This window comes from Flavobacterium sp. (assembly GCF_039930565.1).
GTDB lineage: Bacteria > Bacteroidota > Bacteroidia > Flavobacteriales > Flavobacteriaceae > Flavobacterium.
Genome location: NZ_JBDTTP010000047.1, coordinates 16,776 through 33,805 on the forward strand (window position 1 = coordinate 16,776; position 17,030 = coordinate 33,805).

Consider the following 17,030-nt stretch of genomic DNA (forward strand, 5'->3'; position numbering starts at 1 on the left):
AAATAATTAAGCTTATTATTTAATGATATTCAGGTCAGAATTAAAAGAATTTTTATACTTTTTAATATATTCCGACGGTGTCATTCCAAAGAGTTTTACAAACTGCTGCCTAAAATATTTTGGATCTTCAAAACCAACTTCTGCACTTGCCTGTGCAATATTCATATCTTGTGTTAACAATAACATAGCTGCTCTTCTAATTCTTAATGAACGAATAAAAGCGTTTAAAGTCTGGCCTGAAATGATCTTAATTTTAGTATAGAGTGTCCTATGACTCATTCCCATTTCGAGTGCGAAATTTTTAATTGTAAAATCTTTTTTATGAATATTAGCTTCAACAATATCAATACACTTTTTCAGTATTTCCTGATATTCAACAGGTACCTTTTGTGAATTTTCCTTAAGCGTTATACTGTCTAAGAAATAAGTACGCAAATTACTTCTGTTTCGTAGTAATGACTCCACACGCGCTACGAGTATATCATCATCAAAAGGTTTCGTAATATAATCATCGGCTCCATCCGTAATTCCCTGCAAATGTGTTTCAGTATTTTTGGAGGCCGTTAACAAAATAACCGGAATGTGAGACAAGCTATCACTTTCTTTTATTTTTCGGCATAATTCGAGACCGTCCATATGTTCCATAGTGATATCGCTTATAACGAGATCCGGCATGCATTTTTTGGTCAATTTCAATCCTTCTTCTCCATTTTCAGCATCATAAATGATGTAATTTTTTGAAAATAATTTAATCAGATAGGCTCTAATTTCTGCATTATCATCTATTATTAAAATAGTACGTTTATCAGTTAGCATAATTTTCTGAAAATCATTTCTTGAAACCGCGGCGTTTAAAGACTGCTTGGCTTCTTCTGAATCATCAATGATAAGTTCATCAAACAACAGACTCCTTTTTGCAACTAAATCATTGATTTCAATATCTTCAAAATGACTTTTTCCTTTAAGAAATAGTAATGTAAAAGTGCTTCCCTTTCCTATTTCACTGCTGCATTTTACTGTTCCCTTGTGTTTATTTACAAAATATTTCACAATATAAAGTCCAATTCCAAAACCTGTTCCAACGGATACTTTTGAATTAATCTGTTTGAATTTTTCAAAAATAACCGCAATATCTTTTTTTTCAATTCCATGTCCATTATCAGAAATCTCCAAACTAACTTCATCATCGTTTTCCGAAAGTTTCAGATTAATTTCTCCTCCAGACTCTGTGTATTTAAAGGCATTTGACATTAAATTAAATAAAGAGATTTCTATTTTTTCATAATCTCCTATAATTTCAATATCATACTGGGGAATATCAAATTTATATGTGATATTTTTGTCTCTTGCCTGATTCACAAAGCATTGATATACTTCATTACAAAGATTATTGACATTTATATTTGATAATCTGAGAGAATCAGCATCATTTTCCGCTTTACGAAAAAGAAGTAACTGATCAACCAGACTCAAGAGTCTTCGTGCGTTGCGATGTGCAATCGCCAAATCACTTCCGGAAGAACCATTTTGAACACTTTCTATCTGAACTGCTTTTTTCAGTGGATTTATAATTAAGGAAAGTGGCGTACGAAACTCATGTGAGATGTAGGTAAACATCGATGATTGCTTCTCGGCAATTTCTTTTTCCTTTTTGCTTTCCAGTTCAGCAATTTTGACCTTATATTTTAATTTTTCTTTGTTTTTATAATATTCCATATAAGCTAAAAGAATTGCAAGTAAAGCTAATAAATATAAGGAATACGCCCACCATGTTCTGTACCATGGAGGCAAAACTTCTATCGAAACCAAACTCACTTCCTTATTCCATCCCCCTTTAAAATTGGTTGTTTTTACCTTAAAAAAATATTTTCCCTCAGGCAATCTTGAATAATTTGCTTTCCGTGTCTGCCCTGCGTAATTCCATTGCTCGTCCCAGCCTTTAAGGAAATAAGCATAATTTATCTTATCAGCATTATCGTAATCTATGGCTACAAATTCCAGCGATAATGCCGTTTGATCGTAAGCCAGTGTCACTTCTTTTATTTTTCCTGGGTTTGACGGCAATACTACTTCAGCCTTGCTCTCTTCAATTGGCTGGTTATTTACATAAAAATTGGTAAGCAATAAATTGTTTTTCTGATTAGATCCTTTGATTGCTTGGGGGAAAAAAATATTAAAGCCATTTATTCCGCCAAATAAAAACTCTCCTGTTGATAGTTTAACTCCGGCATTAAAACTAAACTGATTGCTCTGAAGTCCATCATTTACAGAAAAATTACGGAACGTTTTTCTCTTTTTATCAAATCGGCAAATGCCGTTATAGGTGCTCATCCAGAGATTTCCTTCTTTGTCTTCCAGTAATCTTAATATAGTATTTGACGGAAGTCCGTCATCTGTAGACAGCCTTTTAAAAGTATTTTTTTTTCTGTCAAATAACAATAATCCACCTTCCTGCGTTCCCAGCCAAAGATTTTTATCCTTATCTTCATGAATGCAACGTATAGGATTTCCAATAATTGTTTTATTGATTTTCCTGCTTTTTTTATCTATTGAAAATAATGTTGTATAATTTCCTCCCCATAATGTACCATCACTCGTTTCAGTGAGACATTGTAAATTATTTAAATTCCTGTCAAAAAGCTTAAAATTGCCTGAGGAACGGTCAAAAATATATAAAGAACCTTCATTAGTAGCACTTGCCCAAATATTCGATTTTGAATCCTTATAAACAAACCAAATATTTTTTTCAGTCTGTTTTGTAAAAGGATTATAGCATGAAAACAGCGATACCGTATTGTTTTTTTTATTGATTCTGTTAACACCTCCAGCCCAGGTAGAAAGCCAGATATCGTTGTTATCATCACGCACAATTCCAGTAATAAAATTACTCGAAATTTTGTTGGTGTAATTAATATAAGTATTGCTTTTTCGGTCCCAATATTTTAAACCCGCACCATCTGTACCAACCCAAACATTACTTTTATCATCTTCACAAAAAGATAAAATAAAGTTTTCGGCGGGGTCTTTAGCCTTGTCCCTGACACTTTTAAAATATTTCGGTGTACTACTCAGCATGCTTATTCCACCGCGTAATGAACCAAACCATTTGTTCCCCGATTTATCTTTGTACAAGCTCCATACAGAATTGCTTTTTGCCAGCTGATTGCCGTTGATTGCATTATAAGTAATCGCTTTTTTATTTGTTCCGATGACCTGATAAATTCCACAGCCATCAGTTGTAACCCACATTTGTTTTTTGTTATCAATAAGAATATCTGTGATACTACATCTGTTAGATAAATAATTTTCAGAAAAAGAACCTGTTTTTAAGTTGAAAAGAAAAAGTCCTTCATCAGTCCCTAACCAAATATTTCCGTCTGAAGCCAATTTCATTTTTTTAACTTCAAGAGAAAGTGGAAAAATAAGTTTTAAGTTTTTAGAATCCTTATTATAATCACAAATTCCAACATTCCGGACATATACCCAACGATGAAGATTTTTTTTATCATTTTGAATAGCAATTGCATCGTAATTTGTAATACTCTTATTTCCTATTTTAAGTGAAACAGGTTTGCCTGTGAAAGAACCGTTATAAAAAGCGATTAACCCTAAATTTTGTGAAGCAACTAATACCAGACTATCAGAAATAGCACAAGTCTGATGAATGATATCTTTTAATATTTGTTGTTTATTGTTGGTAAAAGTGTATGATACAGAATGAAAGATCGCCGTGGTTTTGTTATAAATACAAATTCCTTTTGTACCTCCTACCCAAATATTATTTTGAGTGTCACCTTCGATACTGTAAATAGTATTAAATTGTAAAGATTTATTATCATTTATCCGATTTCGAAATACTTTGAAATCATAGCCATCATAGCGGTTTAAACCATCGTAAGTTCCAAACCACATATAACCATCGCTATCCTGATATATTGCTGTAACAGAATTATTTGATAAACCGTCCGAAATATCAAGAAATTTAACCGGATTATGTTGTGTATATCCAGGATTAGAAAAGAAAATAAGCAGGAAAAGATATTGATGGAAATACTTCAAAATAACTTTTTTTATATTCTTATAATAATCACAATTATAGGCTAATTTATATAATTTAAAAAATACCACTAACAAGATCTATGTTTTATAAATCAAAAATCTATTTGAATGGTATTATTGTATAAAACATTCCTTTTTGAGTTTCAAATACAGCGGTATAACCAATGGATGATTTCTCACTTTTAATATTAAGTTTTTCAACAATAAATGGTTCTGCCGATCTTATACTGCAAGTACCTCCATTATTGGATAAAATTCCTGTATGGCTCATTTTAGCGTTATTCCATTTTATATTTACACTAAAATTACCTTTTGCAGTAATACCTTTTATTTCGCCGTCTGTCCAAGCATCGGGAAGAGCCGGCAGCAGATGAATCTCTTTATTTTGACTTTGCATTAACATCTCAATAACGCCCGCAGTTCCTGCAAAATTACCATCTATCTGAAAAGGCGGATGCGCATCAAAAAGATTAGGATAACATCCTCCATGTCTGTTGTACTGTGTGTCGTTCTCTTTAGTGAGCCTTAACTGATTTTTAAATAGTCTGTAAGCATGATTCCCGTCTAAAAGTCTTGCCCACATATTGACTTTCCACGCAAGGCTCCACCCTGTGCCATCATCACCGCGCAATTCTAATGTTTTCTTTGTTGCTGCAGCCAATTCCGGAGTTTTTAAAGGAGAAATTAAATTAGCAGGATGTAATGCATAAAGGTGTGAAGTATGTCTGTGATGCGGATCTACATCTTCAAAATCTTTATACCATTCCTGTAGCTGTCCTTTACTTCCAATTTTAAAAGGAAGTAATTGATCTGCAGCTTGGCTTACAGTTTGCCTGAATTGTAAATCCGTATTCAGTACTTTAGATGCTTCGATGGTATTTTCAAATAAATCTTTTATAATCCCAATATCCATAGTCGAAGCTGTGGTTACAACACCTTCTTTTTTTCCATCATAATAATATTTGTTTTCCGGTGAAGTCGAGGGCATCGTTACCAGATAACCAGCCTTATCTTTTTGCAGCCAGTCTAAACTAAATTCTGCGGCACCTTTTATAATTGGATATACTTTCTTTAAGTATGCTGTATCGCCTGTATATTCATAATGTTCCCATAAATGCCTGCTCATCCAATTGGCACCCATATACCAATTTGCCCACATAGGATCTCCTTTTCCAAAGTCACCTACAGGATTTGTTGTTGCCCAGATATCTGAATTATGATGCAATACCCATCCTTTGGCATGATAATAACTTTTTGCAGTTTCGGCTCCGGTTACAGAAACGTTTTTAATGAATTCGTCAAGCGGAAAAAACAATTCAGACAAACTTCCTGATTCAACAGGCCAGTAATTCATTTGTAAATTAATATTTGTAGTGTAATTACTGCTCCAGGGAGCGCGAAGTTTATTGTTCCAAATTCCCTGCAAATTGGCCGGCGTATTGTGTGTACGTGATGACGAAATTAACAAATAGCGTCCATATTGAAAAAATAGAGCTTCAAGTCCGGCATCTTTTTCTCCTTTTGCATATTGTTCTAATCTTGTATCTGTTGGTAAATTTGATTTATTACTTTCTTTTTCATTGAGTTTTAAGGAAACTCTGTTAAAGAAATGCTGAAAATCTGCAACATGTTCTTTTAATAAACTATCGTATTTTTTTGAAGCAGCTTTTTTAATTGGACTTTCTGCCAATTTATGTTCGTCTTTTCCCTGACTGTCCGGGCATTTATCAAATCCGTTGAAACTGGTTGCTGCTGAAACGAAAAGTAAAATTTCGGATGCGTTTTTGATCACTAATTTATTTCCGTCAGAACTTATTTCGCCATCTTTTATAATTGGTTTAATAATAAACTCAAAACGCATTCCTCTACAGCCTGCAGCATCTTCATAAACAATTGGTTCTTTATTGTAATCAATATAATTTGGGTCTGAATGCGATGGTGCTTTTCCTTTTAAAACCAACGACTTATTTTGTATTGATATCTGATTTCTTAAAAGGCTTGAAGCATCAATTGTTACTGAAAGTTTTTTCAGCTGATCGGCCGAAAGTTTAATTATAATACATTGTGCTGGTGCCGAAGCAAAGATTTCTCTTTTATAATTTATCCCGCTAACGCTAAAATTTGTAACCGCCAATCCAGTTTGCAAATCAAGACTTCTATTGTAAAGATCAGGCTTTTGTCCGCCAAAATCCTGTGTCAAAATAAGATCTCCCAATGGCATAAAACTTTCGCTGTAGACACCCTGCATATTTTTAGTCAGATCGTACGCTTTTTCAAAATTTTCATCTCTAAGTGCTTCTCTCACCAGAGCCAGATTTTTAAAAGCATCCGGATTTACATTTTTCGCCACAGGTCCGCCGCTCCACAAAGTCGCTTCATTCAACTGAATTAATTCAGAATCTACTCTTCCAAAAACCATTGCTCCCAGTGAACCGTTTCCTATTGGTAAAGCTTCTGTCCATTCAACTGCAGGCTGGTTGTATTGCAATTTCAAATCCTGTTGTGCATAGGAAGAAAATCCTACCATTATAAATAGAAGAAAAAAGCTTTTTTTAAGAGAATTGTACAACATGCATTTTTAATTTTAGGTTGAAAATAATGTTCTAAATTTATTAAATCATTTTGAGTTTTAAAACAGTTACCGAATAAGCCGGAAGATTTAATTGCTGATTTCCTTTTGTTATTTTGTATTCGCTTTGTTTTGGAGTTATTTTTTTCGGATCTGCAAATGTATTTTCATCTTGCGTATTTGGGCTTGCAAGTCTAATAATTGTTCCTTTTGATCCTAATTTCGCTCCTTTTAAATCAAGACTAATATCTTGTGCTGATTCGGCTGTATTTACCAATTTCACAATTATTTCTTTGCTGTTTACATCTTTTACTGCAGAAGCATATAAACTATTTTGTCCTGTTAAAGCTTTTCCCTCTTTGGTAATACTTAACAAATCTGTTCCTTTATTAGTAGAAAACAATTGCTGTACGTAATAGTTTGCTGAACCGTAAGATTCCAGATTATTAAACCAAATCATATCTGGTGTCCACTGCCAGGCATCTTCGTGAGCCATTAAAGGTGCGTAAGATGTTAAATGAACTATTGCTGCATTTCTTTCTAAACCAGTCATAAAAGCAGCTTCAGAAAAAGCACATTCCCAATTATTTCTATTATTCGGATTTGCGCCTGAAACACTTTGTGCAGCATATTCTCCCGCAAATATCTTTGGTCCATTTCGGTCGTAGTTATCGTAACGGCCTGCATTTTCTCTAAACCATTTGGGGCTTTCGTAATAATGCTCGTCTACCAATTCTGCATTTAGTTTTTTTAGTTCCTGCATAGCAAAATCAAAATGTTCGCCTGCAGGAGAAGGACCGCTACCTGAGACAATTATGATATTTGGATATTTTGCTTTAATTGCTTTTTCAAAAACTTTATATCTTTCAATGTAATCTGGGCCCCATTGTTCGTTTCCAACTCCAATGTATTTTAGATTAAATGGCTGTGGATGTCCCATATCTGAACGGATTTTTCCCCAAGTAGTCGTGACAGCACCATTTGAAAATTCAATTAAATCTAAAGCATCCTGAACATAAGGATCCAGTTCGTCCATTGGAGCCAATTCTCCTGTATTGTACTGGCATGCCATTCCGCAGCTTAAAATAGGAAGCGGTTCTGCTCCAATATCTTCTGAAAGCTGAAAATATTCAAAAAATCCTAAACCAAAACTTTGAAAATAATCGGGTGTTTGTTTGTGATTGAATTCTACATTCCAGCGGTTCATCATGGTTTTTCTTTCTTCTACATTACCAACAGATTTTTTCCACTGATAGCGATCAGATAATGTTCTTCCTTCAACAATACAGCCTCCCGGAAAACGTAAAAAACCTGGTTTCATATCATACAAAAGCTGCACAAGATCTTCGCGAAGACCATTTTTTCTATTCTTCCAAGTGTCTTCCGGAAACAGTGAAATCATGTCTAAATCTATAATTCCTGTTCCTTCAAAAGTGATTTTTAGTTTTGCTTTTGCTTCGGTTTGGGTTGCTGTAATTTGCGCGCTGTAAGTAGTCCATTTTTCAGATTTTGGAACAATATTCGTTTCACCAATCACTTTTTGGTCTTTATTAATAAGTTGTACTATAATTTTTTTGATTGTTCCGTCAGGATTGGCCGCTTTTAAAGAAAGATTGTATTTGGCTTGTTTCTTCACGCCCATTCCTCTGAAACCTTCATTGATTAAAGCGTAGCCTTTGGCATTGTTTATTTCTACTCGACAAAAATTAGAATTATTCTCTGCCAGTTTAACTGTCGTTGCGCTACCCGATTCTTTATTCAAAGAAGATCTTTTTGTATTGGGCTGTTCCCAACCCATCAACGGTTTTTCAAATTCAAAAGATCTGTTCTTAATCATTTCGGCATAAAGTCCTCCATCTGCAGCAAAATTGATGTCTTCAAAAAACAACCCGAACATTGTAGGCTGAATTTTAGTAATCGTTTTAGAGGCATCAACTTCTAAAATTGTTTTTTGAGCTTTTGCATAAAAACTGCTTAGTAAAAAACCACAAATGGTAAATGTTGTAAGGATCGTATTTTTCATAGTTTTTGTAATCAGGCTGGTTATTTTTTTACTGCCTCTAATTTAGCTGGAAAAGCTGATTCTCCGTCTAAATTTGTGATAATTAATGTATCTACATTTTTACTTTCGACTGCATATTTAAAATAATCTGGTTTATTTTTACCCCATTGTACGGTACAATTCTGCACTTTGATGCGTTCTGCCGAATCAAAATAAAACCCTGAAGTACTGCCTTTTACAAAACCTTCCACACTTGATGGACGTCTATCGTAAACTCCGCCAGGAAAAGATGTCGTTTTATCCATATAAACACTCACATTATCAAAAACAATATTTTTAATTTTATCTTTTGATTCTCCGCTTACAAACACACCATTTTCTCCTGTACATTGAATATTAGAAAAAAAGATATTTTTTATCTCTCCTACTTTTCCTTCTGTTGCCCCTTTTGGAAAACGCCAGTTGGCATCTTTATGGTTTCCTTTTGCTCTGCTAAAAGCTGTTACATAAATGGGCTCTGCTTTTCCCCACCACGTATCTGTTGTTAATTTACTTTCGATAATGATATTAGAAAAAATAACATCGCTTACCGTTCCTTCATCACGATTCTGAATTCCTAGTGCACGATTGCTGTTTTTGATAATACAGTTATTAAATACCACTTGTCTAATCGCATCCATGTTTTCTGAACCAATTTTTATCGCACAACTACTGCTCGTCATGGTGCAATTGGTAACCGTAATATTTTCGCAAGCTCCAAACTCTTCAAATTCTCTTCTGTTTTTTAAACAAATACAATCATCTCCACTTTCAATGTAACAATCGCTGATTCTCACATTTTTTGAATGATCTAAATCAATTCCATCGCTGTTACGCACTTTTAAGCTATTCAATAAAGTAATCCCGCTGATTACAACATCGTTACAACCTACCAGATGAATGGTCCAATACGCTGAATTTCCGATATGAACATCTTTAATCCTGATATTTTTTCCTCCAATAATGGTTAAAACATGAGGGCGCGGATCCAAGACATTGAAAGGTTTTAAAACATACGAATCTTCTAATTCTTCGCCCATAAAAGAAATTCCGTTTCCATCTATTTTTCCGCTTCCGCTAATGGTAAAATCCTCTACATTTTCTCCTCCAATCCAAATTGTACCTTCTCCCGGATTGGTTCTGAAAGCACTTTTTGTGTATAATTTTTCATCTGGACTTGCCAATAATTTTGCTCCCGCCTCAATGTGTAAATCTACTTTTGATTTTACATCAATTGGTCCTGCTAAAAATGTAAATGGTGCCGGAATCAATACCTGACCGCCAGTTTTACTGCAGGCATCAATAGCTTTTTGAATTGCAACGGCATCATTTGTTGTGCCATCACCTTTGGCTCCATATTTTTTGATATCATAGACCTTTTGCGCAGTGGCAGTCAATGAAATGCAAAAAACGATTACGGCTATTATAAATTTCTTTGTCATTGTATTTATTTAAAACTTAACATAAGTTATTTCAAACTAATCATTTTTAAAATATTAACTTAAAATATGATGCAGTGCTTGTAACAATACCTTTTGTCCCTGTTTGTTTGATATATTGTAATGTATCCGGACATTTGGCCCGAACCATCTCCAGGTCTGTGTCATTTTCATATGATACTATTATTTGTTTTTAAAGGCGCTATCTCTTGTTATACTTAATGCATCCAAAAGCATTTTACTTGAAAAGGCTTGGACAATTTATCCTAAACAAAAGCGAAGTATTCTTACTTCAGAAAGGCTTTAACCTGCTCATTTTTTTTTATTTAATTCTATGTAATGGTTATTTTTAAACGCCACTGAAAGAAGAGAATCCGCCATCTAAAGTTATTTTTGATCCTGTCATGAATTTTGAGGCATCACTCAATAGCCAAACTAGTGCACCTACTAATTCATCCGGATTTCCAAAACGGCTAAAAGGTGTATTTTGAATAATGAGATTCCCTCTTTCGGTAAGACTTCCGTCTTCGTTGGTGAGGAGCTTTCTGTTTTGTTCTGTCAGGAAAAATCCGGGTACGATAGAATTCATTCTTATGGTATCTCCAAATCTGTTTGCCAGTTCGACCGCAAACCATCTGGTATAGGAATCAATAGCAGATTTTGCAAGACTATATCCCAATACTCTTGTTAATGCATGATCTGAAGAAACCGAAGAAATATTAACAACACTGCCTGTTCCGGTGTTTTTTATTGCTTCGCCAAAAACTTGTGTAGGCAAAATAGTTCCGAACAAATTCAAATTCATTACTTGTTGTAATGCCGGCATATTGAGTTGAAAAACATCTTGTCCAGGCTGAACAACTGCTTCAGGAATATTTCCTCCGGCTGCATTTACCAATCCGTCTATTTTTCCGTATTTCGAAAGCAATATTTCACGGACTTTAACCAAGTCCTGCTCGTTAGTCACATCGGCAATTAGCGGAATTGCTTCTCCACCGTGCAATATTATTGATGCCACTCTTTCATTGGCTACTTTTTCATTTCGTCCTAATACGCCAACAATTCCGCCAGCTTCAGCAATACCATTTATAAAAGCTTCTCCGAGTATTCCGGTTGCTCCGGTCACCACTATTACTTTTCCTTTTAAAGTAAAATTATTTTTCATTTTAAAATTTATTTAAATTACCAAAACACTGTATACAATGCGATTAATATCCCGCTAATAATAAAGGAACTAATAATAAACTCTGATGATACTTTAAACATAGATTTATCTACTTCTATTTCGTGTATTTGAGCTTCTTCATTAGAAACTGGATTTGCGAGACTTATACCCACCATTATAAATACAATTAAAAAGAAAACAATTGTCATTCTGTCTAAAAAAGGATAATCAGGAAAAGCGCCATCTGTCCACATAGGCAGGAATTTTAATATTGCTGCAAGAGGCACTGTCAACAATGCACCCGCAAGTCCTGCTGATGGCGTTGTTTTTTTCCAGAACATTCCCAATAAAAAAACGGCCAAAACTCCAGGCGAAAAGAATCCCACATATTCTTGTATAAATTGATAGGCCTGATCTAATGATTTTAATGCGGGAGCTACAAAAGCAGCAATAACCATACAGACTACTACACACCATCTTCCTGTACGCACCAGATTTTTTTCTGATGCTTTAGAATTAAAATATTTTTTATAAATATCTAAAGAAAAAATGGTCGAAATACTATTGGCCTTTCCTGCCAAAGAAGCTACGATTGCGGCAGTCAAAGCGGCTAAAGCTACTCCTTTTAATCCCGCAGGAAGCAAATTCATTAAAGTTGGATAAGCATGATCTGGTTTTAAAACTCCAGCTGTGTCTACCATTTCCTGCTGAAACAGTCCGTTTTGATGCATTACATACATGGCAATACCCGGTAAAACAGCGATTATTGGAACTAATAATTTCAAAAAAGCTGCAAATAAAATACCTTTACGAGCCGTTTTTAAATCGGCACCTAAAGCTCTCTGAACAATATATTGGTTACATCCCCAATAGGCTAAATTATTAATCAACATTCCGCCAATTAGTACTGACATTCCCGGTAGTTCATTATAATGCGGATTTGATTTTTCTAATATCATATGCAAATGCCCGGGAGCTTCATCTGCGATTATGGCTAATCCTTTTAAAATGTCTTTTCCAAAACCAAACTGGTCAGAAAGTAACGTTAGTGCCAAATAAGTAGTTACTAATCCGCCAAGAATTAATACAATAACCTGAAACATATCTGTATATCCGATCACTTTCATTCCTCCTAAAGTTACAATAACAGAGAATAAACTCAGTCCAATAACACAAAACTGAAAGCTTACTGGTGCAATAGACGAAATCGCTAAAGCTCCTAAATAAATGATGGAAGTAAGATTAACGAATACATAAATCAAAAGCCAGATGATCGCCATAATAGTGCTCACTGTACCACTATATCTTTTGGCTAAAAACTGAGGCATAGTAAATATCTTATTCTTAAGATAAATGGGTAAAATAAACATGGCGACAATAATTAATGTCGCCGCAGACATCCATTCGTAAGAAGCAATCGCTAATCCGATGGCAAAGCCAGAACCACTCATGCCGATAAAATGTTCTGCTGAAATATTAGAAGCAATCAATGATGCACCAATTGCCCACCATGTCAATGATCCTTCGGCTAAAAAATATTCGTTAGAACTGGTCGCTGCAGTTTTCTTGCTTCTGTATATGTACAGTCCGTAGCTGGTAACTAATATAAAGTAAATGAAGAAAACAATGTAATCTGCGGTTTGTAATACATTATTCATAATTGTGGTTATTGTGTGGTTAGTTAGTAAGATGCATTTTATTATAATAACATTCTAATACATAGATACATAGCTTTTCTTTATCTCAAAAAGGCGTTTCACTTGCATTAATACACATAGCTATGTGCTAGAAAACAGTTTCTTTTTATTCTCTTTTTTTTCTTTTTATAAAAATTAATTCTATGTTTCTATGTGTTGAAAATATACTCAATATTTATTTTTCTAAATTTTCAAAAACCATTTCTTTTTGTATAAAAAATAAAGCAAAATAAGCTGTACTACGGTTACCGATAAAGTGACAAAAACAGGCTGCCAAATAATGGGAAGAAAATGTATAAGCCCTCCGAAAACATAATCTGCTGTGTGTTTAAAATCAACTAAACCTTCGGCTGCGATGTATATTAAAATAGAATTCGAGCCAATTAATATTAGAGGAAATGCCCATTTCTGAAAACCAAAAAAATCAATTATCAAATAGAAAAAAACAAAAAACAAAATGCTAAATCCGCCCACAAAACAAACAAAAGAGCTCGTCCACAAATGTTTATTAATCGGAAAATTAATATCCCAAATCAAACCTGCAATTATTAGAGCTACTGCTGTAAGAATCATTAAAAGAAGTTTTATTTGCACCGAAAAAGAAGATTTTGCTTTTAGAAAAGTTCCCGTAAAAACACCTAATAAAGCTGTAGCTATAGCAGGTATAGTCGAAAATATTCCTTCGGGATCATACACTGTACTGTGCAGTCTTCCCGGTAAAAACAGGCGGTCAATATAACCTTCCAAAGATCCTTCTTTGGTCAGAATTCCAGCACCAAAATCTGGAACAGGAATCCATTTCATTGCGGCATAGTAACCAATTAAAATACCGAAAAACCAAATTAGCTGTTTTTTTAAATCAAAATTCAAAAAAATTATTCCGGCAAAAAACCAAGCCAATCCAATTCTTCCTAAAACACTTGCAAAACGAGTCTGATCGAAGCCCTCAAATCGCAATAATCCATTTATTATACAACCTAAAACCAGTAAAATACCGGTTCTTTTTAACATTGATAAATATATTTTTCGCTTTTCAGTTTTTGGTAAATCTTTTGGCGTTTGTACGCCTGCCAACTGCATTTTCTTTTCAAAAGAAAACGGCATTGAAACTCCTGCAACAAACAGAAACACAGGAAAAATCATATCATAGAATGTAATTCCATTCCACTCTGCGTGATGCAGCTGCGATGACATCCAGATAAAAACCGGAATTGGAGCCGCTTTTGCCAGAGCATGAATAATATGCTCCCCGCTCATAATCCAAAACATAACAAATCCGCGAAGCGCATCTAAAGAAACTAATCTTCCATTTGTAGGGTTACTCATTTTTTTTTTTATTCAGTGGTCAGTTGATAGGGTTCAGTTTCTTAGTATTCGGTCTCAGTGACAGTTTTTAGTGTAAACTGCGACTTAAAACTGTAACTTATTTTATTGGTTTAATGATAAATCCGTAGCTATAGTCATTTTGCGACAAAATATACTGTTCGTGTGGTGGTAATCCCCAGCTGTTGTCTCCTCCTAATCCTCTTTGGGTCAAATCAACACAAACTACCACTTCATTTCTTGGTGTAATGTCGCTGGAGTGTGCATTCTTTTTAGAAATTCCAGCATCAAAATCACTCGGATAATTATTCAAAGTACTTATTCCTAAAGGCTGCAGACCCATTATTTCTAAGCCATTTCCTTTATTACTTGACAATTTAAACCAGCGTATATCAGTCTTGTATCCATTTTCTTGTGGGCGTGTATAAGGCACATACTGGTCTGCAACTTTACTGTTATAAATTCCTTTAAATGAAGCTGTTTTTCTGTCAGGATAATTTTCTAATGGTCCTCTTCCGTAATAATCTAGATTCTCCAACGTATTTTTTAAGGTAAAAATCATTCCGAAACGGGGTATTTCTGGTAACGCATTAGCGCCTTTTTTATAAGACGATTGTATTTCTAAAGCGCCATCATTTCCCAGCGAATATTTAATTGAATACTCTGAAGCAACATCGTTGAGTTTTAATTTTGCTAGTATATATTGCTGCCCGTTTTCTTCAAGCACCTGCATATTTTCTAATGTCATATTTTTACCAGCTGTTCTCCAGACATTTGATCTAATCTGCATTTTGTTTCCGATATCATTATCAGTCGGTGCTCTCCAGAAATTTGGCTCTGGATATTCTTTAAAATACTCCTCGCCTTTTAAACTGTAATACGAAATCAATCCTGTTTTTTTACTAATTTTAACGGTAACATTTTCTGAACTCAGTACCAACTGATTATTTTCCTCTTGAATTTTTGCAGTGCTTACCTTTTCAGATTTTGCAAAATAGTTTTCATCTTGAATTACAAACTGTTCTTTGGCAATTTCAAAATTTTGAGGCAGCAACTCTGAACCAATTTTAGTGTAGGCATAAATATTCAATAAATATTCTGTTCCTTCTTTTGACTCTAATTTTGGTAAATTAAGTTTAAATTGTTTTTTCGTTTTAGGTTCTAAAGCAACATCAAAATTTTCTTCTTTGATTACTTTACCATTTTCTAAAACTTCATATCTAAAGTTGTATTTATTTAGGTTTGTAAATCCGAAATCGTTTATAATTTCAATTACACCATTCTTAACATCAATTGCTTGAAATAAAACATCCTGATATACTTTTTTAACTTCAAATGCACCGGGATGCGGCGTTCTGTCTGGAAAAACTAATCCGTTGTGGCAGAAATTTTCATCATTTGTGTAGTTCTGACTTCCCAAATCACCTCCATAAGCCCAGTATTTACGACCTTCTTCATCTTTTGCTTCAAAACCTTGATCTACCCAATCCCAGATAAATCCGCCCTGCATATTTTTGCTACTGCGAATGATATCCCAGTATTCCTGAAAATTTCCGTTGCTGTTTCCCATTGCATGTGAATACTCACACATAATGTACGGACGGTTCACTTCTTTTCTTCCGGCGTATTCTTTCATGTATTCTATTGTTGGATACATTGGGCAGACGATATCTGTATTTTCGTTTTCTTTTGCCTGTTCAAACTGAACCAATCTTGTATTGTCTCTTTTTTTTATCCATTTGTAAGCTTCATAAAAAACAGGTCCATTAGCACTTTCATTACCTAATGACCAAAGAATTACAGATGGAGCATTTTTATCTCTTTCAACAAGACTATAAATTCTGTCAAGATGCGCTTCTCTCCATTCTGGAAGAAACCCTGGATTCGTTTTTGGATTCATCCAAATTAAAGGCTGGCCCTCTACACCCATTCCGTGGCTTTCGATATTGGCTTCGTCTACCAAAAATAAACCGTATTTATTGCACAATTTGACCCATAAAATATTATTCGGATAATGACTGCAGCGTACAGAATTAATATTCAGCTGTTTCATCATCTTAATATCTTTCATCATGGTGGCTTCATCCTGATAATGTCCTGTTACAGGATTATGCTCATGGATATTGACACCATGAACCATTAATCGAACGCCGTTTACTAATAATTGTCCGCCTTTTAATTCTACTTTTCTAAATCCGATTTGAGAGGAAACTGTCTCTACAATTTCATCTTTTGCATTTTTTAAGGTTAAAAGCAGTGTGTATAAATTGGGCATCTCACTGCTCCATAATTTTGGATTTGAAACAGTCTGCGTAAAATTGACAGTCTGAATTTTAGACGCTTCAAAATTTACAATAAGCTCTTTATTAAATACATTTTTTCCTGAAGCATCTACCAGTTTTGCACTCAACTTTTGGTTGTTTACAGTTGTCGCTGTCAGGTTTTTTAAACTTACTTCTACATTTAAACTTCCGTTTTTGTATTTTGCATCTAAATCTGGTTTGGCAAAAAAGTCTGAAATACGCACATGATCTGTACTGTACAAATAAACATTTCTGTCAATTCCAGACAGTCTCCAGAAATCCTGATCTTCCAGATAAGAACCATCACTCCATCTGTACACTTCTACTGCCAGATCATTTTTTCCTGGTTTTAAATATTTAGAAATATCAAATTCTGCCGGACTTTTGGTGTTTTCGCTATAGCCTACTTTTTCACCATTTACCCAAATATACAT

The 17,030-nt window shown here is 34.3% G+C and carries 8 protein-coding genes; all 8 read right to left on the reverse strand.

Going from position 1 to position 17,030, the window contains the following annotated elements:
- Positions 1-15 precede the first annotated feature (15 nt).
- Positions 16-4,059 (reverse strand): two-component regulator propeller domain-containing protein, encoded by a 4,044-nt coding sequence (locus ABI657_RS12465; RefSeq protein WP_348097594.1) that lies wholly within the window; start codon positions 4,057-4,059, stop codon positions 16-18.
- Positions 4,060-4,159: 100 nt separating this feature from the next.
- Complete coding sequence (locus ABI657_RS12470; protein WP_348097595.1) at positions 4,160-6,586, reverse strand: glycoside hydrolase N-terminal domain-containing protein; 2,427 nt, start codon at positions 6,584-6,586, stop codon at positions 4,160-4,162.
- 85 nt (positions 6,587-6,671) lie between these two features.
- Positions 6,672-8,651, reverse strand: coding sequence for an alpha-L-arabinofuranosidase C-terminal domain-containing protein (locus ABI657_RS12475; RefSeq protein WP_348097596.1), 1,980 nt, complete (start codon positions 8,649-8,651; stop codon positions 6,672-6,674).
- Between the two features lie 20 nt (positions 8,652-8,671).
- Positions 8,672-10,111, reverse strand: a complete 1,440-nt coding sequence (locus ABI657_RS12480; protein ID WP_348097597.1) for a glycosyl hydrolase family 28 protein — start codon at positions 10,109-10,111, stop codon at positions 8,672-8,674.
- A gap of 346 nt (positions 10,112-10,457) precedes the next feature.
- Positions 10,458-11,273 carry an SDR family oxidoreductase gene (locus ABI657_RS12485; protein ID WP_348097598.1) on the reverse strand — a complete coding sequence of 272 codons (816 nt, stop codon included), beginning with the start codon at positions 11,271-11,273 and terminating at the stop codon, positions 10,458-10,460.
- Between the two features lie 17 nt (positions 11,274-11,290).
- Positions 11,291-12,931, reverse strand: a complete 1,641-nt coding sequence (locus ABI657_RS12490; RefSeq protein WP_348097599.1) for a sodium/solute symporter — start codon at positions 12,929-12,931, stop codon at positions 11,291-11,293.
- Between the two features lie 222 nt (positions 12,932-13,153).
- Entirely contained in the window at positions 13,154-14,296 is a 1,143-nt protein-coding gene (locus ABI657_RS12495; protein WP_348097600.1) for a DUF5009 domain-containing protein, read from the reverse strand.
- 97 nt (positions 14,297-14,393) lie between these two features.
- Positions 14,394-17,030: glycoside hydrolase family 2 TIM barrel-domain containing protein (locus ABI657_RS12500; protein ID WP_348097601.1), on the reverse strand; the 2,637-nt coding region annotated here is incomplete at its 5' end.

Excerpts from the sequence above, each read along its gene's own strand:
- ABI657_RS12470 (WP_348097595.1), bottom strand. The coding sequence starts at position 6,586 with ATGGTAGGATTTTCTTCCTATGCACAACAGGATTTGAAATTGCAATAC.
- ABI657_RS12475 (WP_348097596.1), bottom strand. The coding sequence starts at position 8,651 with ATGAAAAATACGATCCTTACAACATTTACCATTTGTGGTTTTTTACTA.
- ABI657_RS12480 (WP_348097597.1), bottom strand. The coding sequence starts at position 10,111 with ATGACAAAGAAATTTATAATAGCCGTAATCGTTTTTTGCATTTCATTG.
- ABI657_RS12485 (WP_348097598.1), bottom strand. The coding sequence starts at position 11,273 with ATGAAAAATAATTTTACTTTAAAAGGAAAAGTAATAGTGGTGACCGGA.
- ABI657_RS12490 (WP_348097599.1), bottom strand. The coding sequence starts at position 12,931 with ATGAATAATGTATTACAAACCGCAGATTACATTGTTTTCTTCATTTAC.
- ABI657_RS12495 (WP_348097600.1), bottom strand. The coding sequence starts at position 14,296 with ATGAGTAACCCTACAAATGGAAGATTAGTTTCTTTAGATGCGCTTCGC.